At 43.7% G+C, this 23,291-nt stretch carries 21 protein-coding genes; 9 read left to right on the top strand and 12 right to left on the bottom strand.

Going from position 1 to position 23,291, the window contains the following annotated elements:
* The first annotated feature begins 135 nt into the window (after positions 1-135).
* Both trkA and FK220_RS15900 read left to right on the top strand, forming a co-directional pair.
* Positions 136-1,485: a Trk system potassium transporter TrkA gene (gene trkA / locus FK220_RS15905; protein WP_152575338.1), complete on the top strand. Its 1,350-nt coding sequence runs from the start codon at positions 136-138 to the stop codon at positions 1,483-1,485.
* Complete coding sequence (locus tag FK220_RS15900) at positions 1,486-2,976, top strand: TrkH family potassium uptake protein (protein ID WP_152575337.1); 1,491 nt, start codon at positions 1,486-1,488, stop codon at positions 2,974-2,976.
* 44 nt (positions 2,977-3,020) lie between these two features.
* Here FK220_RS15900 and FK220_RS15895 read toward each other — a convergent pair whose 3' ends face one another.
* The 3 genes from FK220_RS15895 to FK220_RS15885 form a co-directional block, all read right to left on the bottom strand.
* On the bottom strand, positions 3,021-3,260 hold the full coding sequence (locus tag FK220_RS15895) for a DUF1059 domain-containing protein (protein ID WP_152575336.1): 240 nt from the start codon (positions 3,258-3,260) through the stop codon (positions 3,021-3,023).
* Between the two features lie 229 nt (positions 3,261-3,489).
* Positions 3,490-4,695: a pyridoxal phosphate-dependent aminotransferase gene (locus tag FK220_RS15890; protein ID WP_152575335.1), complete on the bottom strand. Its 1,206-nt coding sequence runs from the start codon at positions 4,693-4,695 to the stop codon at positions 3,490-3,492.
* A gap of 96 nt (positions 4,696-4,791) precedes the next feature.
* Complete coding sequence (locus FK220_RS15885; protein ID WP_152575334.1) at positions 4,792-5,895, bottom strand: fatty acid desaturase family protein; 1,104 nt, start codon at positions 5,893-5,895, stop codon at positions 4,792-4,794.
* 123 nt (positions 5,896-6,018) lie between these two features.
* On the opposite strand from FK220_RS15885, the gene rsmG reads away from it, so the two are divergent.
* Complete coding sequence (gene rsmG, locus FK220_RS15880) at positions 6,019-6,654, top strand: 16S rRNA (guanine(527)-N(7))-methyltransferase RsmG (protein ID WP_152575333.1); 636 nt, start codon at positions 6,019-6,021, stop codon at positions 6,652-6,654.
* A gap of 326 nt (positions 6,655-6,980) precedes the next feature.
* Here rsmG and FK220_RS15875 read toward each other — a convergent pair whose 3' ends face one another.
* The 9 genes from FK220_RS15875 to FK220_RS15835 form a co-directional block, all read right to left on the bottom strand.
* Positions 6,981-7,964: a DKNYY domain-containing protein gene (locus FK220_RS15875; RefSeq protein WP_152575332.1), complete on the bottom strand. Its 984-nt coding sequence runs from the start codon at positions 7,962-7,964 to the stop codon at positions 6,981-6,983.
* 188 nt (positions 7,965-8,152) lie between these two features.
* Entirely contained in the window at positions 8,153-8,671 is a 519-nt protein-coding gene (locus FK220_RS15870) for a DinB family protein (RefSeq protein WP_152575331.1), read from the bottom strand.
* Between the two features lie 128 nt (positions 8,672-8,799).
* A complete protein-coding gene (locus FK220_RS15865) occupies positions 8,800-9,756 on the bottom strand; it encodes an alpha/beta hydrolase family protein (RefSeq protein WP_152575330.1) in 957 nt (318 codons plus the stop codon).
* 198 nt (positions 9,757-9,954) lie between these two features.
* Entirely contained in the window at positions 9,955-10,992 is a 1,038-nt protein-coding gene (locus FK220_RS15860; protein ID WP_238719065.1) for a DJ-1/PfpI family protein, read from the bottom strand.
* 79 nt (positions 10,993-11,071) lie between these two features.
* Positions 11,072-12,040 (bottom strand): GlxA family transcriptional regulator, encoded by a 969-nt coding sequence (locus tag FK220_RS15855; RefSeq protein ID WP_152575329.1) that lies wholly within the window; start codon positions 12,038-12,040, stop codon positions 11,072-11,074.
* A gap of 84 nt (positions 12,041-12,124) precedes the next feature.
* A complete protein-coding gene (gene pruA, locus FK220_RS15850; protein WP_152575328.1) occupies positions 12,125-13,753 on the bottom strand; it encodes an L-glutamate gamma-semialdehyde dehydrogenase in 1,629 nt (542 codons plus the stop codon).
* 296 nt (positions 13,754-14,049) lie between these two features.
* Positions 14,050-14,436: a Co2+/Mg2+ efflux protein ApaG gene (apaG, locus tag FK220_RS15845; RefSeq protein WP_152575327.1), complete on the bottom strand. Its 387-nt coding sequence runs from the start codon at positions 14,434-14,436 to the stop codon at positions 14,050-14,052.
* 10 nt (positions 14,437-14,446) lie between these two features.
* The gene (locus tag FK220_RS15840) at positions 14,447-15,562 is read right to left on the bottom strand and encodes a DUF3667 domain-containing protein (RefSeq protein ID WP_152575326.1); all 1,116 of its coding nucleotides are present in this window, start codon (positions 15,560-15,562) and stop codon (positions 14,447-14,449) included.
* A 110-nt stretch (positions 15,563-15,672) separates the two neighbouring features.
* Positions 15,673-16,917 (bottom strand): type IX secretion system plug protein, encoded by a 1,245-nt coding sequence (locus FK220_RS15835; RefSeq protein WP_152575325.1) that lies wholly within the window; start codon positions 16,915-16,917, stop codon positions 15,673-15,675.
* 151 nt (positions 16,918-17,068) lie between these two features.
* Between FK220_RS15835 and FK220_RS15830 the strand changes: the two genes are divergently transcribed.
* From FK220_RS15830 to nqrF, 6 genes are read left to right on the top strand one after another with little or no spacing between them, the layout of a single operon-like run.
* A complete protein-coding gene (locus tag FK220_RS15830; RefSeq protein ID WP_152575324.1) occupies positions 17,069-18,421 on the top strand; it encodes a Na(+)-translocating NADH-quinone reductase subunit A in 1,353 nt (450 codons plus the stop codon).
* Between the two features lie 3 nt (positions 18,422-18,424).
* Complete coding sequence (locus tag FK220_RS15825; protein ID WP_152575323.1) at positions 18,425-19,702, top strand: NADH:ubiquinone reductase (Na(+)-transporting) subunit B; 1,278 nt, start codon at positions 18,425-18,427, stop codon at positions 19,700-19,702.
* Between the two features lie 2 nt (positions 19,703-19,704).
* Entirely contained in the window at positions 19,705-20,454 is a 750-nt protein-coding gene (locus tag FK220_RS15820; protein ID WP_152575322.1) for a Na(+)-translocating NADH-quinone reductase subunit C, read from the top strand.
* 3 nt (positions 20,455-20,457) lie between these two features.
* Complete coding sequence (locus FK220_RS15815) at positions 20,458-21,105, top strand: NADH:ubiquinone reductase (Na(+)-transporting) subunit D (protein WP_152575321.1); 648 nt, start codon at positions 20,458-20,460, stop codon at positions 21,103-21,105.
* Positions 21,106-21,116: 11 nt separating this feature from the next.
* The gene (gene nqrE / locus FK220_RS15810) at positions 21,117-21,860 is read left to right on the top strand and encodes an NADH:ubiquinone reductase (Na(+)-transporting) subunit E (RefSeq protein ID WP_152575320.1); all 744 of its coding nucleotides are present in this window, start codon (positions 21,117-21,119) and stop codon (positions 21,858-21,860) included.
* A 2-nt stretch (positions 21,861-21,862) separates the two neighbouring features.
* Positions 21,863-23,170, top strand: a complete 1,308-nt coding sequence (nqrF, locus tag FK220_RS15805; RefSeq protein WP_152575319.1) for an NADH:ubiquinone reductase (Na(+)-transporting) subunit F — start codon at positions 21,863-21,865, stop codon at positions 23,168-23,170.
* The last annotated feature ends 121 nt before the right edge of the window (positions 23,171-23,291 follow it).

Genomic DNA, 23,291 nt, shown 5'->3' with positions numbered 1-23,291 from the left:
TTGTGTAATTTTGTACCGCATTCAATGCAAATCTTACATCAGATGAACTGCAATAAGAGCCTTCTGGCCAACCAAGCATTTCTTTCTTATCGACGATTGGGGACAACACTTGTTTATACACCATTTATTCAATAGATGAAGATTATAATTGCCGGGGCAGGTGAAGTGGGTTTTCATTTGGCAAAACTGCTCTCTTACGAATCGCAAGACATTACTTTGATCGATACTGACAAAGCTAGTCTGGCCTATGCAGATAGTCATTTGGACATTCGTGTACTGAGGGGAGACGCTACTTCCATTGAAGTTTTGCGGGAGGCCCGGGTGGAAGGATCTGATCTTGTTATCGGGGTTACCTCCTCCGAAACGACCAACATCACCTTATGTATGTTGGCCAAGCAGTTGGGTAGCAACCGTACCATTGCGCGTATATCCAATACGGAGTTCATCGACAACAAGGATGTAGTAAAGTTTCCCGAATTGGGTATTGATGAATTAATTTCCCCGGAAGAATTGGCAGCTGCGGAAATTCAGATGTTACTAAATAAGTCCGCCTTTAACGAGACCTACGAATTTGAGGATGGGACATTGATAATGGTCGGGGTGTCACTTCCCAAAACGGCCCCGTTCGTAGGAAAAATGGTCAAGGAGGCCGCTACGATATTTCCGGAACTTCATTTTATGCCCATCGCCTTACAGCGCACCGGTACGCAATTTACGGTCATTCCCAGGGGTGACACAGTTTTTAAGGAAGGGGACCAAGTCTACTTTATCACGGTGAAGGAAGGGGTCGACGAGCTTTATAAACTGACCGGGAAGAAGAAACAGGATATTAAAAATGTGATGATCTTAGGGGGAAGCCAAGTTGGTTTTAAGGCAGCACGGGACCTGTGCGCCAATCGGTTCAATGTAAAATTGATCGAACTGAACAAAGAAAAGGCCTTTGATCTGGCCGATGATCTTCCCAATGCATTGATTATCAACGGTGATGGTAGGAACGTAGAGCTGTTAGAGGAGGAGAGCCTGGAGTCGATGGACGCCTTTATCGCTGTCACCGGGAATTCGGAGACCAACATCATGTCTTGTCTTGTGGCAAAGTCAAAAAACATAAAAAAGGCCATTGCGCTCGTTGAGAACATGGATTATTTTCAGCTATCACAATCTATCGGAATCGATACGCTGATCAATAAAAAGCTGCTGGCGGCCAATAATATCTTTAGACACATTAGAAGGGGAGAGGTCGTGGCCTTGATGCGTCTAAACAACCTAAATGCGGAAATCCTTGAGTTTGTAGTGAAGGCCGATTCCAGGGTTACCGGTACTATTATAAGAGAGCTCGATTTTCCGAAAACGGCTACCATCGGGGGGGTTGTAAGGGATGGAAAAGGGTACATACCCTTAGGAGGCTTTGAAATAATGGAAGGTGACCGCGTGGTTGTCTGCTGCTTGCCGGAGGTCATCCCGACCATAGAACGATTGTTTTTGTAAATGGCACTGAATTCCAAGATCATACTGCATATCATGGGCCTTTTGTTGCTCTGTAACGGGGGGTTCATGTTAATAGCGGCCTTGGTCAGCGGCATTTACGCGGACGGAGCTACCCTCGGAATTGCCATCGCATCTATAACCACTCTTTTTATAGGTATATCGGCCATGTATTTTACGCGGGGCCATAAAAAAGAAGTAAAGCGCAAAGAGGGGTACCTTATTGTTACTTTCGGATGGATTGTCATGTCCCTTTCAGGAATGTTGCCCTATATCTTTTCGAATGCCATTCCCGATATTACCAACGCCTTCTTTGAGACCATGTCTGGCTATACCACTACGGGGGCCTCTATCCTCGATGACATTGAAAGCCTTCCGGAAGGTATTTTGCTCTGGCGTAGCCTCACACACTGGATCGGGGGTATGGGAATCATCGTGTTAGCGATTGCCATTCTCCCATTATTGGGTATCGGGGGTATGCAATTGTTTGCTGCGGAGGCCCCGGGCCCCAATACGGACAAATTACACCCTAGGATTACCGATACCGCCAAACGACTATGGTTCATCTATTTGGGATACACCGCAGCCGAAACCCTGTTGCTTAAACTGGCAGGGATGACCTTTTTCGATGCTATTAACCATTCGTTGGCGACTTTATCAACCGGGGGGTTTTCCACCAAAAACCTGAGTCTAGCCTACTGGAACGACCAGCCCTTGATTCAATATATTGTTATCTTATTCATGTTTCTGGCGGGCAGCAATTTTGTGTTGAGCTATTTTGCGTTCAAAGGGAAAGTGCAAAAAATTATCAAAGACGAGGAGTTCAAGTTCTATTCGGCATTTATCGTTGGGTTTACAATACTTGCCGCCTTGGTCGTTTACTTTCAGGCGAACGTGCCGGTGACCGAATACCATCCCATGCCTCTGGGAGCAGGGGAGAGCTCCTTCAGGCATTCCCTCTTTCAGGTGATTGCCGTAATTACCACTACGGGATTTGTAACGGCGGATTTTACCGGATGGACTCCTTTTTTAACCGTTTTCTTTTTTGGTTTAATGTTTATGGGCGGTTCGGCGGGATCCACCGCAGGAGGAATCAAGGTGATGCGGCATTTGTTGATCATTAAAAACGGATTGTTGGAGTTTAAACGCACGCTACATATCAATGCGGTAATTCCAGTGCGTTACAATAATAAGACCGTGAAAGAGCATATCGTTTATAATATCATTGGTTTTTTCGTACTGTATATGCTATTGTTCATTATTGGCGCATTGGTTTTGGGTGCCCTTGGGCTCGACTTTGTCTCGGCCATCGGGGGTGCCGCTTCTTCATTGGGCAATGTGGGTCCTGCTTTTGGGAGTCTCAACCCTCTGAGTAATTTTAACGGACTACCCGACCTGGGAAAATGGTGGTGTTGCTTTTTGATGTTGGCAGGGAGGCTGGAACTCTTTACCGTTTTGATTCTTCTCACACCCTACTTTTGGAAACGAACTTGAGTTCGATCCGTTTTTATTTTCCTGACGTTCATAGTATCCTGGACCTATTGGTTTTCCGGCAACGCCTCGAATTCCTTCCTTTTGTTGTCAAACCAAGTCTGCATTGCCTCGGGGGTTTTCATCAGTTCCTGCATTTTCCCCATGGCCGCTAGATGGGCTTCATCGCCTTTTTGAAACATCTCCATACCGTGCTTTTTACTGAGCTCGGCTATTTCTTCGAAAGTCTCTGCATGGAACGCTTGGTCACATGCACCTCCCAATTGGTTACAGGTCATTGTTTTCATAGTAGTATGTATTAGGATGTTCGCCTACCTAATATAGGCTCAATCGTTTGGTGGTAATTCAAATGATTCCCCTGTATCGGTTCTCCATAAAGATAACCGTTTTTTTAGACTTCATTTTGGCGATTTCTTGCATGTTTTAAGAGGTCTCTTGGAATACCCGGGTTGCCCAAAACACAAAAACCCACCTAATTTTTACATAGTGGGCTTAATCAAGGTATTGTATGTACTATCAATTCAATGCTGCTTTTATACGGGATACCGCTTCCTTAATTTCCGCTTCCGAAGCGGCATAGGAAATACGGATACAATTACCATTGCCAAAGGCATCTCCGGTTACCGTAGCTACGTTGGCGTGTTCCAACAAGTACATCGCAAAATCCGATGCGTTGTTAACGGTGACACCATTCATGGTTTTTCCAAAATAGGCCGTTACATCGGGGTATACGTAAAAGGCACCTTCGGGCTCATTGCACTTGAACCCATCAATTTCGTCCAGTAAGCCCAAGATGAGCTTTCGTCTCCCCTTGAACTCATCGACCATATATTGGATCCGGTCGGGTGATTCGGTCAGGGCAGTGATTACCGCTCGTTGGGCGATGCAGTTGGCACCGCTCGTAACCTGCCCCTGTAACTTGTTGCATGCACGTGCGATATAGGCCGGGGCACCGATATAGCCGATACGCCAACCCGTCATAGCAAAGGCTTTTGCCACGCCGTTGACTGTTACGGTGCGTTCATACATATCTTCAAAAGCCGCCATGGAGGCATGGGCCGTTACACCATAATTGATATGCTCATATATTTCATCGCTCACCACAATAATTTGCGGGTATCTCTGCAATACATCCGCCAATGCCCTTAATTCCTGTTGACTATAGATGGAACCACTGGGGTTACAGGGCGAGCTGTACCAAAGCATTCTTGTTTGAGGCGTGATGGCCGCCTCTAGCTGTTCAGGCGTCATCTTGAAATCGTTTTCAATCGAAGTGGGTACTTCAATCGGCACCCCACCGGCCAATTTTACGATATCGCTATAACTCACCCAATACGGACAAGGCAAGATTACTTCATCCCCTTTGTTGAGGATTACCTGTGCTACATTGTACAATGACTGTTTGGCCCCGGTAGAAACGACTATTTGGGCACGTTCATACTGCAAGTGGTTATCTCTTTCAAACTTTGTGATGATGGCATCCTTAAGCGCTACATAGCCATCGACCGGGGTGTAGGAGTTGTAGTCGTCATTAATGGCCTGTACGGCTGCTTCCTTGATATAATCCGGTGTATTAAAATCGGGTTCCCCCAAACTGAGTCCGATAATGTCCTTTCCAGCGGCTCGTAATTCGCGGGCTTTTGCGGCCATTTCAAGTGTAGCCGAAGGGGTAACACTGTTGATTCTTTCAGAGAGTTGCTGCGTGGTGATGGATGGTGTCATGATTTAAAGCTATACGTATAACTACAAAGTATTGAAGAATTCTCCTTTACCGAGAATCCATTTGTTTTGTGAACCTGAATTTTCCTTTTTCGAATCTTATTGGTATTGAAGAGTGGGACGCTTCCCCAATTCCTTAAGATGTTTGAAATGCGAAATTATAGCTTTTCTGGTAGTCTTGTATTCGTTGTAGGGCAAATTAAATTCCTTCGCCGTTTCTTTCACAATTTTGGAGATTTTTGTGTAATGAACATGACTGATATTTGGGAAAATATGATGCTCTACTTGGTGATTCAATCCACCGGTGAACCAGTTAACGATTCGATTTTTGGTGCCAAAATTGACGGTGGTGAACAATTGATGAATCGCCCAGGTATTTTTCATGGTACCACTGTTGTCGGGTAAGGGAGTGTCGGCTTCGTCGACAACATGGGCCAATTGAAATACCACACTCAGAATTACCCCGGCCACATAATGCATGATAAAGAAACCTATCAATACCTTCCACCAGGCAACATCAACAAAAATTAGTGGAAGAACAATCCAAATAGTAACATAAAGTACTTTGGTGATTACCAAGGTACTCCAATTCATCACAGGGTTGGGCAGCTTACCATAGGCCAGCTTTCGTTTCATGTATCGGTACATCTGTTGAAAATCAGTGGTAATGGCCCAGTTGAATGTCAACAGTCCATACAAGAACACGGAATAAAAATGCTGAAATCGGTGAAATCGATGCCACTTGGCATGTTTTGAAAATCGCAAAATCCTTCCCGCTTCCAAATCTTCGTCATGCTCGTGTATGTTGGTATATGTGTGGTGCAACACATTGTGCTGTACCTGCCAATTATAAACATTACCGGCCAGAATGTAGATACTGCTTCCCATCAGCTTGTTTACCCACTTTTTATTGGAATAGGAACCGTGGTTCCCATCGTGCATTACGTTCATACCCACACCCGCCATACCTACGCCCATAACAATGGTCAACAAGAGGTTGGCCCAGTTCGGAAGGTTTAAGGTGAGGATTAAAAAATAAGGGGTCAAGAAAATGGCAAACATAACCACTGCCTTTAAATGCAGTTGCCAATTACCGGTTTTCTTGATTTTGTTTTCCTTGAAGTAATCGTTGACACGTTTGTTGAGGGTCCTAAAAAATTGAGCGGAGTCTTTCCTGGAAAAACGGATGGTCTTCTGTTCCATATAAAGCAATACTTTTGGTAAAGATAGCCGAAATAGGCTTTTAAACGTTTAATACTTTCACAAAAAAAGATGAATTTTTAAGAGATTGAAAATACTATTTTTACGCAATATATAACATGAAGTATGAATGCCCAATTGATTTTTAACTATTTCCCGGATTTATCCGATCACCAGAAACAGCAGTTTATACAATTATCGGATCTTTATCGGGATTGGAATCAGAAAATCAACGTGGTCTCCCGGAAGGATATCGATGAATTATATTTACGTCACGTGCTTCATTCCCTGGGTATTGCCAAAGTACAGCGGTTCAAGTCGGGAACCTCGGTCTTGGATGTAGGAACGGGTGGAGGTTTCCCCGGAATTCCCCTAGCGATTCTTTTTCCCGAGACGCATTTTACCTTGGTCGATTCGATTGGAAAAAAAATAAAGGTGGTCGAAGAAGTGGTCGAAGGCTTACAGTTAAAAAACGTCACCGCTGTCAACAAACGAGTGGAGGAACTCAAACCTCGGTTCGATTTTATCGTAAGCCGGGCCGTGGCAGCCATGCCTACTTTTGTTCATTGGGTGAAGGGTCGTATAAAAAAAGACTCGATACACGAAAGAAGAAATGGCATACTCTATCTCAAGGGAGGCGATTTGTCGGAGGAGTTAAAAGACTATCGAAACGTTCAGATCTTCAACCTATCCAATTATTTTACCGAAGACTTTTTCGACACCAAGAAAGTGGTGTATCTACCTTTAAAGTATAAGGGTTGAATCAAACACTGAACACTCTTGAATAGAAATACCGACACTTTTAAGCGTACTTTTTGCGGTAATTTTCCGTTTTCTTAAATGAGTTTTCAGGTTGATCGCTCTTGGGATTTCGGGGATTGTTTTCTCTCATCGCATTCTAGTTTGACTCTCCAAACAAGATGAAGTTACAATTATGTAACGTTAAATTAATATTGAATTGTTTTCCTACTTTCCTGAATTTTTGAAAGTCAAGCAGATATGATTGAAAAAGGCATTGATAGCGATGATCCTAGTGTTGAAAAATCAATAATACCCTGGATTTTGATATTCTTGGCTTACTCAAAGTTTTAGTTTTCCTGTGACAGTTTACCGTTTCGGTAGATTCCGTTTTTGTCAATTACCGCGAGGCGCTCTTCATCGTACGAAAAGGAAGCTACATCGGCATTGGGGATTACTGTATTTTCAAAGTAGACATTATTCTTGTCCTTAGCGTATCTTTCACTGATGATTTCAAAATCGCTCGCTTGGGCCTCTACAACTTCGATGGCATTGTAATAGATTTTATTCCTGCATTTCAAATAGTTTGGATTGAGCAATACGACCCCTCCTTCTCCCGGACAGGGTATTCTTAAAAGCGCAACATGGTCTGTTGTTTGTTTGGGGAACGATAGATAGTAGACCTGATTTCTATCTCTGGCATACAGACTTTTATCGAGGACTTGGAATGTTTTGGGGTCACCAACCGCTAGGGGTTCGAAATGTTGATAATAATGAACATATATCCTGTTTTTATCGGTACTGAAGTAATCATTTAGACTATGGAAACTTTGGTAGTCTACATCGACCAACCTGTATCTGTAGAAATAATGCCTCGAGTCTTTGCTCCAGTTGAAATCCAACTGCTCAAAGGTCGAAGGGTCGGCACCGGATATTTCGGTCGTGTTTACTTTGGCCTTTCCATCAATATATATTGTGTTGAAGGTGTATACCCTGTTTTTGTCCAATCCAATGTTCGACATGTATACTTCTGGTTTTCCGTGAAAACTTTCCAGGTGAAGATGGGGATGGATGATGGCATTTGATTCAAAATACGCCCGATTTTTATCTTTGGCTATGGTGTTGTTGAATACTTCGAAGCTTTCCACATCGGCATTCATGGCACTGTTGCCCAATTCGAACCAGTTTCCCATCGGGCTATATCGGATGTCCGATTTGGAATGGTCGAAATAGTGATTCCCCGAAATCGACTCATTCACCGGCTGTCCCAACGGGTTGCAAGCCTGTAGCAGCCAAATAATCGGAGCGAATAGTGTCCTAAATAACAATTTCATGATCGGTCTGAAGCTTTTGGTTTTCCAGATGTCCTGAAGAGCTTGTTCTTGGTAAACGGAATTCGGAAAGATAGATTGTGTAGTGGCTGAAGACTTGGCGTTAAGCCGTCGATAACAAATGGCCGATTATAAAAAAAGCCCTTCCCATAAACGCTAGGAAGGACTTCAATTTTGATACATCCGGACAGCTATTGCTGCTGGCTCCAAGGTGGAACCACGCCATTGGAACGGGCATAGGCAATCAATTGGCCTTTGTGTTCCCCGTTGTGTTCCATGATTACCAACATGCCACCCATCATAGTCATCTTGGCAAAACCAAAATCGACTTCCTCTGCAAGCTTGGCAGTTTCGACTTCCATGATTTTTGCCAAAACGAACTCGTTGGATTTTTTAAGGGCGGCAATTACATTATCCTTTCCGGTGATGGAAGATAATCCCATCATATCAACACCCTCTGGAGGAGGGAATCCCATTTTTGACGCCAAGAAATAATTGCCTCCAGCGATGTGCAAAAGCGCTTCCCGTACCGAATTGACCCCTTCCATCGGTCGCCAGTCATACTGTTCTTCGGAGAAAGCTTCTGCCAATTGTACTACTTGCCCTTGGGCACTTTCCAAAAGGCCCTGTACAGCCGATTGCGGTAAATTTTCCTGTGCATAGGAATAACCCACGAAGGTTACCATGAATACTACTGCTAATTTTTTCATTTTGATAAGGTTATAGTTGTTCAACGCCTTTTGAGACGTTCCCAAAAGGAATTTTAAAAATACTGAAAAACTTGCAGTTAATCAGCTTTCTCCTTTCAGTTTACATTGTAGTCGTTCGATATAGAAGGTCAGCTAGGGTTTTTTTCTTTTTGGATAAGTAGGGTTGTCACATAATCGCCGATTTTTACATGGTCATGGCCAACTTTCGGAACTATTTTGAGCTCCCAATTGAAATCTGTTTTCATCTTTAAGGCGGTTGACCTTGCATTGTCAAAAAAGAACGTAGCCCTTTCTAACCTATGTAGCCCCTGCATATCTGCTGTAGTTGAACGCAGAAGGGTTCCCCTTGTTTCATTCTGATTATCCTGTTCCCCAACAACGAGAACGAGTCTCTTCTTAAATGCCTCTTTCAAATCCTCGGCACGTAAGGGCGTATTTTTCAATCCAAAAGGAAACTCCGTATTAAAATCAGGAAGTGTATAAAACCCCGAGTTGGATGCAAAAATGTCTTTTGCCTTTGAGTTTTTTCCAAGTAAGGCAAATCGGTGCAAAATTTGCCCTCCTGCTGAATGACCAAAAATGTCATACTGCTCTTGATTCGATTTTGTTGCCTCTACGGCGAGGTCAAAAATTCTATCAAAGTCCATAAAAATCCAATCTTCCTGCTTTGTTATGGTTCCATAGTCTACCTTGTTTTCATCCAATTTTACGATGTTGGAGTTTTCGACAAATTCGATGCCTTCCCCTAGACGAAAATCGGTAACGACTCCGCAGAGATGATAATCTTCAAAGGGATAGTCCTCCTCGGAATACGCTAATGCCAGTATCAGATAACCATATTTGTCGGATTCGGGTATCCAGGCGTCTCGATAACTATCCCCATTTCTGCCTGCCCCTGGCAGAACGAGCATAATTTTTGAATTGGATGTAAATGTTTTAGGCCGATAGTAGAACACTTTTATCGGTTTGTCTTTTTTTCCGTTTCCGCCCTCCACTAAGAAAACACCAGCGCCTTCCTTAATATTTATGTCGTTCAATACCAGTTTTTTCTCCTCGCCCGGGTCTACTTGCTTCTGGAGACGCATGCCACAGTTGGGGCAATTTCCTTTGGCACTAAAAATCCGGTCATCGCAGGATAAATTGCACGGGGGGCACTTGAAAGTCTCATCTTGATGCTTACAAGCGAATGATAAAAAGATAATTAGGAAGAAAATGGAAGTTCTCATTGCTAAAAGCTCTGGTATCTTTAACCAACTAAGTGAATCTGTCAAAGATGTGTATTCTTAATTCAATTTTTTAAAGAGCCGAGTGTTTTCAATTAATTCATAACCCACGATTTCATTTTTTTCGTTTCTCTTAAAAAAAACCGGCTGGCTGTTCGTATCCGAGAAAAGATCCTCTTTTTCGTGATAGATAGGGTAGTTCGTACCCTGGATTTTGGCATTCAGGTTTCCATTGGCCTCATCATAGGCCAATACGAGGTGGGTATTGTCTTTATACTCATAGGTTCCCTCAAATATAGATAGGTCCGGCTTAGAGGGGACGTTGTACGGATTATCGGTTGCCAGTATGAGTCCATCGCCAATGTTCCAGTTATCGTACTCCATATAATAAGCGGTCCTTTTGGCCGCATTAAGTCCTTGAAGTTTGGCGACCAAATGTAGCGCCCCATCAATCCCGGCTGAAATCCCTGCAGTTGTGATAACCTTTCCATTATCTACAAAGCGAACATTTTTTCGAACATCGACTTCAGGATATTGGGATTCTAGATCATCAAGGGAGTTATGAAAAGTGGTTGCTGTTTTCCCATCCAAAATTCCCGATTCGGCCAAAACAAAGGCGCCGGTACATACGGAGAAGTAATACTGAACATCCTCCTGGCTTTTGATCCAGTCAATAACCTTTTTATTTTTATAAGCTGCCGCTGAATTACCTCCAAAAAATGCGAGGATGTCTGCCTTTGGGGCATTTTCAATACTATAATCAGGCGTAACGGTCAAAATCCCTTGGGACCTTATCGGTTTCTGGGTGGCTGAAACCGTAAATACCTCATAGCCTGCATAGGCAAACACCTCCATCGGGCCGGCAAAATCCAAGACTTCAACCCCGTCTTGAAGGTAAAAGGCGATGGTTTTTGAGAAATCTTTGCGAACATAGACCATATTGCAATGGGGGCATACACCGGGGGAATCGTGTTCAATACCATCACAGGATGCGTTACAAGGCGGACATATATATTTTGCCGAAGTTTTTATGGAGTTTTGTCCCATTGCAAAGTTGACTAGCAATGACAAAATAAGAATACTAATTAATTTTCTCATTAACCCGTTTTTTGATGCGTTCAAAGTTAATTCCGGGAAAACCACGCTACAAGGACAATAATGCGCAGTATCGGGCCATTTATGACCGCAATTGTGAAGGTAGTACTGATTTGTGTTTCCGCAGCAATGATCGTAGTTGATTGCTGCTTTGAAGTCCGCATGCCATTGCGGCAGTATTTACTTTTGAGCCAGCTGAAAGTAATTGAACAGCATGCTCAACCCGAAGCTTTTCCAAATAGTCCCCAATGGTGATGCCTGTCGTTTTCCTAAAAAGTCGTGTAAGGTTCCTAGGGCTCATATGAACAATTTCGGCCAATTCTTCGATCTTTTGTTTTTGTGCAAGGTTTTGAGCCAATTCATCCTGAACTTGATGAATTCTATTTTCGACGTGATTTCGATATTGAAGAAATACACTGAGTTGGGGATCGTTTTCCGTTCTGCGGAAGTAGATGACCACCTCTTTGGCGATTTTGGCGGCGAATATAGATCCGAAGAGCTCTTCTAAAAGATAGAGTGTCAGATCGATTCCCGACGAAACTCCGGCACTGGAATATAAGTTGCCATCTTTGACCAGAAGTCTGTCCGAAAGTAATTTTGCTTTTGGAAAACGCTCTTGAAAATCTTTGAGATACTTCCAATGGGTCGTACAGAATTTATGGTCTAGAAGTCCTGCAAGACCCAAAAAATACGCTCCTGTGCAAACGGAGCACACCTTAGCTCCCCTTTCGGCTTGTTTTTCCAGCCAATCAAAGAACGGTCGTAGTTTTGTCACAAAGGCTTCGTCGAAGAAAAGATGTGATTCCAGGCCTGGTAAAAAAAGCAGGTCATTTTCGGTCAATTCAAATTGGTCAAAAGCTTTGAGCTGCCCTAAAGAAATACCTGCACTCGAAACACACTCTTTTTCGTCGCCTAGGCTTAAGTAATGGATATCTATGGGTGCACCGTATTCCTTCGCCTCATAAAACAAATGCGCAGGACCCGTGAGGTCCAATAGCTGCACCTCGGGCGGAACAAGAAAAAAAGCCTTATGTGTTGTTTTGCCTAGCAATAGTCCGGTGAAAATTAGACATAAAAGTAGCCGTTATTTCTACAACTTTGAGAAATAACGGCTGTGATTTGGCACTTTTTTTGACTATCCCAAAAACGGATAGCGATAGTCCTCGGGACTAACAAATGTTTCCTTGATTAATCGTGGCGATACCCAACGTAACAGGTTCTGGGCAGAACCGGCTTTATCATTGGTGCCTGAAGCCCTGGCCCCCCCAAAGGGTTGTTGCCCGACAACGGCACCGGTGGGTTTGTCGTTGATATAAAAGTTGCCCGCACAGTTTTGTAGCGCTTTGGTAGCTTCCTCAATAGCATAGCGGTCGGTAGCCAATACGGCTCCTGTCAGCGCATACTCGGAAGTCGAGTCGACCAGTTTCAAGGTTTTGTTCCAGTCATTATCATCGTAGACATATACCGTCACTACCGGTCCAAACAGTTCGGTTTCCATGGTGGCATATTTTGGGTCGGTGGTAACAATGACCGTAGGTTCTATAAAATAGCCCTTGGATTTGTCATAATGACCTCCGGCCACTATTTGGGCGTCGGCATCTTTTTTGGCCTGGTCGATATAGCTGGCCAACTTGTCAAAGGAACCCTCATGAATCACTGCCGTGATAAAGTTGGACATATCTTCAGGGGATCCCGGTTTATTAAACGAGTCTATATCGGTTTTGACCAAGTCGAGTATTTCTTTAGAAGAAGATTTGGGCAGGTATACCCTTGAAGCGGCACTACATTTTTGTCCTTGAAATTCAAAAGCCCCCCGGGTAATGGCAGTTGCTACTTGTTGCGGTTTGGCGGTAGGGTGTGCAATGATAAAATCCTTTCCTCCGGTCTCTCCCACTATCCGTGGGTAGGTCTTATAGATGTCAATGTTGTGTCCTATTTGTTTCCATAGCGATTTGAAGACATGGGTAGAGCCGGTAAAATGGATGCCCGCAAAATCGGGACTCGCCAATACGGTTTCAGTAATCATGACCGGATCCCCATAGACCACGTTGATGACTCCGTCTGGAAGTCCGGCCTCTTTGAAAACATCTACGATCACCTTGGCCGAGAAAATTTGGCTATCACTGGGTTTCCAAACTACTACGTTGCCCATCATAGCGGCGCTGGCAGGTAGGTTGCCTGCGATAGCCGTGAAGTTGAAAGGGGTAATGGCATAAACAAAACCTTCTAACGGCCTGTATTCGACACGATTCCAGATACCCTCGGCTGAGTCTGGTTGCTCCTCATAGATTTGGGACATGTATTCCACATTGAATCGTAAAAAGTCGATCAATTCGCAAGCAGCATCTATTTCTGCCTGATGGATGGTTTTCGATTGGGCGATCATCGTTGCCGCGTTGATTTTGGCACGATAGGGTCCGGCAATCAGTTCCGCCGCTTTCAAGAAAATGGCTGCTCGTTGTTCCCAGGTCAAATCAGCCCATGCCGTTCTGGACTCCAGACAGTTTTGAATGGCTTGGGAAACGTGTTTCTTTTCTGCCAAATGATAGCTGCCCACTACATGCCGATGGTCATGGGGCGGCGACATGGGTCTCGTATTTCCCGTCTTAATTTCCTCGCTGCCAACAAACAAGGGTACTTCAACATTTCCCTCAAAATACGTTTTGTACTGTTTCAGCACCTCTTCCCGTTCGGGAGAGCCGGGAGCATACCCTTTTATCGGTTCGTTGTATGCAGTCGGTACTTGGAAAAAACCTTTGCCCATAATGGTATGTTTTTGGATTAAAAATGTGGTGCAAAGGTAGCTTTAGTAATCGAGAATTAAAAGAGTGGAAGCCGGTGAAGGTACAAGTTTAAGAGCTGGTATCAAATTCAAGAGATTTTCTATTCAATAGGTCTTTATCAGGGCAAGGGGAAAAGGTAAAATTAAACCTGCAAAATATGTCTCTTATGGTTTGTTGGCAGGAGAAATGATGGTTCAAGACGGGTTCAAGGTAAATCCGGGGGTCACTAATCGGTACAAGATAATCGGAAATAATTTCGGATGCACTTGAAACCTTTCTAATTAAGCGCGAATGGCGCACTGAATTTAAAGGTAGGAATGTAGACCCTGAATTTTTCGGTACTACTGAAGTTGACCATATTGTAATGTCCTCTCATAGCACCAATGGGAGATGCCAAAAGACACCCTGAATTGTAGGTGTGCGACTCCCCGGGCTTTATCACGGGTTTCTTGCCAATAACGCCTTCGCCGTCCAGGATTTCCAGTTCGTTCAGGGAATCGAAAATTTCCCAGTGGCGGGAAGTGAGTTGTACCGAATCCTTACTTTGGTTCTCGATGGTTATCGTATAGCCAAATGCAAAATGCATCTTGTAGTTCTTGAAGAAGGTACCTTCAAAACTGGTATTAACTGAAACTTTGATGCCTTTGGTAACCTGTGTAATCATATCGTTGCTGCTAATAAGTATATAAGCTTCCGGTCAAAAGTATGGCTATAGACAACGTAGCTAAAATAAAGAAAATAGTGTTAAGGAAAATATATTTAACAATAGTTTTAAATCTTCCCTGTCCATAGAATTTTCGAAGCGATTTATACAGATAGACCGCGAAAATCAAAATGAAAATCCAACTTACAAAAATGTTGAATACGCTATCGACCAAAAAACCAATAATCAGCAAGATAAACAAGAGCGACTGAATGTGAAAGCTAAAGATCAAATGATCGGTATAATTGTATTTTTTTCTGATATATACCAACCAAATGAACAACGCAAAGACCGGAAGAAAGAAAAAAATAAGAAACGGTAATTTGGAAAATAGGCTACTCAAAAAAGATCCGGGACGTTGTTTAAATCTTACAAAACTATTGGCAGCGTTAAAAGCGGCCCGGTTCCCATAAGAATCGTCCATTCCATATTTATCTATAATCGGAATAAATTCATCGAGACCCTCTCTGCTCATGACAATGTTGAAAAATTTTCTTTTGCCGGAAAATCGGTTTATCAATGATAGGGAATTTACGCTATCCAAGTATTTCCTGGGGTTACTTAGCACTAGGGAGTCTTCCCTTTCAAGGGTTTCGATAACGTTTAAGGAATCTAAGGTTTTATTTATTTCCGCTGCTGCCTCCTGTTCGTCTAGCCCGAAGGAAAGCGACCGGCCCTCCTTAAAAAAACTACCGTTCGAATCGGCTCCGTATTTATCCAATTTCGTGAAATCATCGCTAGTACGAAAGCTTAGCATCAAAAAATAGACAATTGCCAAGCTCAACAAAAAACGAAAAGGGTTGGTGTATGAAGCCCTTTTACCATCAATGTAGTCCCTAGTAATCGTCCCAGGTCTTAATATCAGGGCCGACAAGGTCTTCAACAATTTGGAATCATAGGAAATAAGGCTCGAGAAAAATTCGTCAAAGAAATCCTTGAGCGTTAATTTTTTGGTACTATTGGCCTGGGAGCAATTCGGGCAGTACTTATCACTCATATCCAACGGATGCCCGCAGTTGAGACATTCCGTTCCCCGGTATTGCAGCTGATACCTGCCCTTTTGTGGTATGGTCGGTTTGTCGGTCATTTAGATAGTGCCTTGTCGGCTTATTGTGCTATTTCCAAAGGAAGGGTGTCTTCGGCATTGGTCGGGAAAGGGTGACTCACAGAAACAACTGCATCCAAATTCCTATTAACCTAGTTGCTGATATTCCTGGAATTTGCAGAACCGACCCCGATAATACTGTCATAAAGGTCACCAAAATTTCGGTAATACACCAAAACAAGATAGGTGTTTTCAGTAAAATGGAAGTTGCCACAAACGGCGTTGAGGTCGATAATACTATCTTCACGTTTGATAACGTACTTATAATTATAAAAGCCCTGTTTGAGCATGATGTCTCCTTCCATCATTCCGTTTTCGTCGTTGTACCTGAGCATGTTCTCCTCTGTTAGGGCGTAGTTGTTGTATTTGCCAAAAACATATACTTCGTCGAGATTCAATAATTCATCGTAGGGCAGGCTAAAATGTACCCTTGTGTATTCGGCTTCCCGGGCATCATCATTTCCTTGAAGTGTTCGAATCACAAAATCCCCGTTGATATCCGGGAAATAAGTGTAGGGCTCGAATATGCGATATCGATCACTAAAAAGATAATGGTTATAAAGGTTGTTTAGCTCTATCCTAGAGATTACAGAGCTGGGAGCGCGCAAATCCTTCGTGTCAAAATTCAGGAACTCGTTACCCCCAAAAAAACTGGTTTCCTGGTCATATTTGTATACAAGTTCCGTGCCCAAGGTAAACTGTGGGGGTATGTTGTAAATAGCTGTGGGCCAATAGTAATTCTGTATAATCGCCACCTTTACTTCCTTCTTTGGATTCACCAACTGAAAGTTGCCGGCGTTGATGTTAAATTGCACTACCTGCTTCTCGTTCAAAAAATTAAAATCCCTTGAGCGCTTTACGGTCGCTGCCACCTTGACCAAATCCTTATACAGCACAAAACGTCTGGAAAACTGAAGCTCATAGCTGTTGTTGTAAATCTCCAGAACATAATTACCGCTTACCTTAAGGCTTACATTGTCATTGGGTATAGTTAGCCGGTAATTGGAAAAAGGCTGTAAGGTGGTGTAGCTGTTACCATAGTCGATAATTCGTTGGTTATCGACCCCGTTCAGGTATTGCGATTTTAAAAGGTCGGAAGGCGTCCAGTCGTAATCACAGTGTATGATCTTGTAATAATAGTCCTGCTCATTAGCCGAAATATCATCAAATTCCAGATAAATGGGCTCCCCTATTTGAACGACCGGAAACTGGTCTCCGGTAGGTCCGTTGAAGATAACGGATTTAATGTTCGACGGTGGATTTACTTCTTCCTGCACCTGTGCAAAGAGCGACGGAACAAACAGTAAAAACAGGATCTGTTTAAGGTTTATGCGCATTTCGAAGCTAATTTTTGGGCAAAGGTAAACAAAAAGCGTACCTAAAAAATTTAGATCGTTGTAATGCCTAATTTTATATGCAATAATTATGAAAACAATCGTTTAAGTACTAAATTTGCGCAACTTTTTATAACCTAAAGGTGTATCCTATATGTCCAAAGACATCCGAATTAAAAAAGGTTTGAACATCAACCTTGTAGGTGCCGCTGAACAGACTATTTCCAAAGCGGTTTTAAGCAATGTTTACGCTATCAATCTCAACGATTTTCACGGAATTACCCCAAAAATGTTACTGAAGGAGGGTGGCGAAGTCAAAGCGGGGGAAGCGCTCTTTTATAATAAGAATATCGAGGAAATGTTATTTGTTTCCCCGGTGAGCGGAGAACTGGTCGAGATTGAAAGAGGTGCCCGAAGACGAATACTTAAATTGAGAATCCTTGCCGATAAGGAACAGCAATTTCTGGATAATGGAACACTCAACGTAGATAAGGCCTCTAAAGACGAAATCAAGGCTTTTCTTTTAAAGACAGGCTGTTGGCCCTTCATAAAGCAAAGACCCTACGACATAGTCGCCAATCCTGATGCCACTCCCAAGGCGATTTTTATTTCCGCGTATGTAACGGCGCCCCTAGCGGCCGATTTGGATTTTACGCTTCAGGGAAAGGAAAAGGAACTACAAGCGGCCGTCAGCGCCTTGGGTAAATTAACCCCTGGTAAGGTGCATGTTTCCATAGGTCAATCAGGGAAGTCGCCAATGGCAGGGCTATCTGGAATTACCGTGCACAAAGTATCCGGTCCGCACCCGGCAGGTCTGGTGGGTACGCAAATCAACAAAATAGACCCTATCAATAAAGGAGAAACGGTTTGGACGGTTTCCCCACAGGACTTGGTCGTCATCGGGGAATTATTATTGACCGGAAAGTTCAACGCCGAGCGTATCGTAGCGTTGGCAGGATCCTCGGTAAAAGCTCCCAAATACTACAAAACCAAGATTGGAACCGAGATTTCCACATTTTTATATGCCAGTGGGGTCAACACGGAAAACTTCCGGGTCATCAATGGGGATGTCCTCACGGGATCCAAGAGTAGTCCCGATGGTTACTTGGGATTCTATAACAACACCGTTACGGCCATTCCGGAGGGTGATGACTACGAGTTCTTCGGCTGGAACAAACCAATCTTCAATAAAATATCGACCACCAGGGCATTGACCTTCTCATGGTTGCAGCCCAAAAAGAAATATGATTTAACGACCAATACCAACGGGGAGCATAGAGCTTTCGTAGTAACGGGACAGTATGAGGAGGTGTTTCCTCTGGACATCTATCCGATGCAACTGCTGAAGGCGTGTATGGTAAAGGATTTGGATGAGATGGAGCAGTTGGGTCTTTATGAAGTGGCCCCCGAGGATTTTTCACTTACGGAATTTATTTGCATATCGAAACAGCCCCACCAACAGATTATTAGGGAAGGGTTGGATTTATTATATAAAGAAATAGGATAAGAGATGAGCTTAAAATCTAAGATGCATGAGTTAAAGTTGAAGTATCAGGGTAAGAAAATGGCCCCTGCCTTCAATGCTTTTCACACCTTTTTGTATACCCCAAATGAAACCACACATCCAGGTGGTACGCATGTTAAGGGAGCAGACGATCTAAAGCGGACGATGAATACGGTCATTACCGCCTTGATCCCAATATTGTTGTTCTCCTTCTACAACGCGGGATACCAGCATTATTCCGCTATTAATGGTTTTCCGGAGAATTTCTCTGTAATGGAACATTTCATTACGTGGGATAACTTTTGGTTGGGATTCATCACAGTAATTCCTCTGGTAGTGGTCTCCTATGGGGTCGGACTTTTGGTGGAATTTATTTTTGCCGTGATCAAGGGGCATGAGGTAGAGGAAGGATATTTGGTAACAGGTATGTTGGTTCCCCTTATCGTTCCTGTGGATACACCGCTCTGGATGTTGGCCGTTGCCGTGGTTTTTGGAGTAGTAATTGGAAAGGAAGTATTCGGCGGAACGGGAATGAACATTCTGAACCCCGCTTTGACTATCCGGGCTTTTCTATTCTTTGCCTATCCAACATGGATGAGTGGTGACAAGGTCTGGGTGCATGGTGCCAAGGAAGGGGTAACGCAGGCGGGATCGGCAGATGCCATCTCAGGAGAGACCATCCTGGGATATTTGGCCCAAAATAACGAGGCTGCGGTAGCTTCCAAGTTTAGTATCTCCGATATGTTTTTTGGTTTTATACCAGGTTCGGTAGGGGAGACTTCCACTTTCTTGATACTGATCGGTGGACTTTTCTTGATATTTAGCAAAATCGCTAGCTGGCGTATCATGGTAAGTGCCGTCATTGGTGCGTTGGTCATGGGCCTCATATTCAACGGTGTGGTCGATGCCGGATGGATACCGGATTACAGTAAATTCTATGGCTTGATGCAATTTGATTTTTGGAAACATTTAATTGTTGGGGGCTTGGCCTTTGGTATTGTTTATATGGCTACCGACCCCGTTACAGGTTCTCAGACGACCCGGGGAAAATGGATATATGGTTTCTTTATCGGTTTCATATCGGTAATGATCCGGGTATTCAACCCAGGTTATCCGGAAGGTGTTTTCCTGGCCATTTTGTTGATGAACGTTTTTGCTCCTACGATCGACCATTATGTAGTGAGGGGAAATGTGAAACGAAGAATGAAACGATTAAAAAATGCGGTTATCCTTCCCAAGGACTCGGATAGTAAGGCAGAAGAACTTAAAGTAGAAACTGTTTAATTATGGCGATCAATACAGATAAAAATTCCTATACCGTACTTTTTGCGGTAGTCATGGTAGTCGTTGTTGGTTCATTGCTTGCATTTTTGGCATCGGGCCTTAGCGAAAGAATCAAGGAGAACGAACGTTTTGAGAAGCAACAAAACATTCTCTATGCCATGGGCGTAAATGAGAATACACCGGACAGTGGCGTAAATTTCGTGCCGACGGATGTTGTTGAAGCGCGCTTTAATGAGCGTATCAAAGAGCAGTATGTACTGGTGGACGGCAATGTTCAAAAAGACGACCAAGCATTTTTAATCGATGTTAAAAAACAACTGGCCGCATTCAAAGCGGGTAACGAAGCCCGACTTCCCATCTTTGTGGGCGAGAAAGACGGTGAGGAAATATACGTCCTGCCGATGTATGGTAAAGGATTATGGGATGCCATATGGGGCTTCATGTCCGTGAACAAAGACCTGGTCATTCAAGGTGTTTATTTTGATCACAAAGGCGAGACGGCAGGTTTGGGAGCGAACATCAAACTACGCTTTTTCATGGACGATTTTCTGGGTGAGACACTGCTTGACGGGAATAGCTATGCGGGCGTAGAGGTATCGAAGACCAATAATGACCCGTTAAATGAAGACAAGGAGGATAATCAGGTGGATGCGATTGCAGGTGCCACGATTACCGGTAATGGGGTCTCGGCAATGATCAAGGAAACCCTGAATGCTTATAAACCCTATTTAGAAACGATTAGAAACAAATAACCAATGGCACTACTTTCAAAAAAAGATGCAAATTTAATTCTGGATCCGCTCGCGGATAACAACCCGATTACCATTCAGGTGTTGGGTATCTGTTCAGCACTGGCGATTACCGCGGAATTGAAAGCCTCGGTAGTAATGGCGATATCCGTCCTTTTTGTAATGGGGGTGGGCAACGTCGTTATTTCATTATTGCGAAATGTGATTCCCTCCAAAATCCGAATCATCGCCCAGCTAATCGTGGTCGCGACCTTGGTAATCGTGGTAGATCAAATGCTCAAAGCGTTTCAATACGAGTTGAGTAAAACGCTTTCCGTCTTCGTTGGTTTGATTATCACCAACTGTATTATCATGGGTCGTTTTGAGGCATTTGCCCTAGGTAACGGGGTTTGGCGGTCTTTTTTGGATGGTATTGGCAATGCCTTGGGATATGGCATCATTTTAATTATAGTAGGTTTCTTTAGGGAGTTATTGGGATCCGGAACACTGTTTGGGTTTCAGGTGTTGGGAGACCCGATTGCAAAAACGGGGTTATATGCCACCGGATATGAGAATAATGGGTTTATGATCATTCCCCCTGCGGCCCTGATCGTGGTCGGAATTATCATCTGGGTACAACGTTCACGTAACAAAGCATTGATCGAGGAAGCTTAAATCAAAAAATTATGTTAGAACATATAGAATTATTTTTCAAATCCATTTTCATCGATAACATGGTCTTTGCCGTGTTTTTGGGAATGTGTTCCTATTTGGCGGTTTCCAAGAAAGTGGCAACCGCCGTCGGGCTAGGTGCCGCCGTCATATTCGTTTTGGCGGTAACCGTACCCCTGAACTGGCTGTTGGATCAGTATTTACTTCGCGATGGGGCGCTGGCTTGGCTAGGACCGGAATACGCGGATTACAATTTGAGTTTTTTATCCTTCATCCTATTTATCGCAACGATAGCGACCATGGTACAGCTGGTAGAGATAGTAGTTGAAAAGTTTTCTCCGGCCCTGTATAATTCCTTGGGTATTTTCTTGCCGCTGATTGCCGTGAACTGTGCCATCCTAGGTGGTTCCCTTTTCATGCAGGCCCGCGATATTCCAACACTGGGACTGGCGCTGAACTATGGAATAAGTTCCGGTATCGGTTGGTTCTTGGCAATTTTGGCAATCGCCGCGATTCGGGAGAAGATCAGATATTCCAACGTACCCGCGCCATTGCGGGGGCTGGGAATTACATTCATCATTACAGGATTGATGGGTATCGGTTTCCAAAGTTTTGGTGGAATGTTGACCGGTGATAACGACCCGCCCGAAGGAACAGAGACCACAACGGCCGAGAAAACCGAAGAAAAAGAACTGATTGAAAAAGAGATGGAGGAAGATGGAAAATCGGTCTCCTATAACGACATAATAAAAGAATAACGATGATATTAGCTACAAGTGTTGGTGGTACCATTCTAATAACCGTAGTTGCATTTTTGATTTTGACGTTATTATTGGTGGCCCTATTGCTATTTACCAAAGAAAAGCTTTCACCATCGGGACCGGTGACCTTGACCATCAATGGTGAAAAGAAAATCGAGGTTGCTTCCGGTGGTACCCTGTTATCTACACTGGGAAATCAAAAAGTATTTCTTCCGTCCGCATGCGGGGGTGGGGGTACTTGTATTCAATGCGAGTGCCACGTTCTTTCCGGGGGTGGGGAGGCATTACCGACCGAAACACCGCACTTTTCCAAAAAAGAATTGAATCAAGGTGCGCGTTTGGCCTGTCAGGTCAAAGTGAAGCAAGACATGGAAATCACCATTCCGGAGGAAGTTTTCGGAATTAAAAAATGGCCGGCCAAGGTGGTCCGTAATTACAATGTAGCCTCCTTTATCAAGGAGTTCGTGGTCGAGATACCGGAAGACATGGGTTACAAGGCAGGAGGTTACATCCAGATCGAGATTCCACCATGTGAAATCAAATATTCGGATATCGATATTACCGCCCATCCCGATGAACACGAGACACCCGATAAGTTTCAGGCTGAATGGGACAAATTTAATCTCTGGCCGTTGGTAATGAAGAACCCTGAAACAGTGGAACGTGCGTACTCCATGGCTTCCTATCCTGCCGAAGGAAGGGAAATCATGCTCAATGTTCGTATTGCGACCCCACCATGGGATCGTGCCAAGAACGGTTGGATGGATGTAAATCCCGGCGTTGCTTCCTCGTATATCTTCTCGTTGAAACAAGGTGACGATGTCACCATATCCGGTCCGTATGGGGAATTTTTCATCAATGAATCCGATTCGGAAATGTTATATGTCGGTGGTGGAGCCGGGATGGCCCCGATGCGTTCGCACCTCTATCACTTATTCAAGACCCTTAAGACCGATAGAAAGGTTACTTACTGGTACGGCGGTAGATCCAAACGCGAGCTGTTCTATATAGACCATTTCAAACAGTTGGAAAAAGATTTTCCCAATTTCAAATTCTACATGGCTTTATCGGAGCCTTTGGAAGAAGACAACTGGAAGATCAAGGAAGATATTGATGCCCCGGGGGATGGTTTTGTAGGGTTTATTCACAATTGTGTAATCGACCATTATTTGAGCAAACACGAAGCGCCGGAGGACATAGAACTTTATTTCTGCGGTCCGCCATTGATGAACAAGGCAGTGCAAAAAATGGGGGAGGATTTCGGTATCCCGGATGAGCATATCCGTTTTGACGATTTCGGCGGTTAGACCGTAAACTTCCTTTGCCTTATTTCCAGACCGCATAGAAAGGAAGTTGATGATACCATCGATAAATGTCGATGTGCAGTGTAAGGTATGGGCATTGCGACATAGGAAACCGATAGTCCAC

It is taken from the genome of Pelagihabitans pacificus (genome assembly GCF_009371985.2).
GTDB lineage: Bacteria > Bacteroidota > Bacteroidia > Flavobacteriales > Flavobacteriaceae > Pelagihabitans > Pelagihabitans pacificus.
This window is presented reverse-complemented; position numbering and strand designations above follow the sequence as displayed.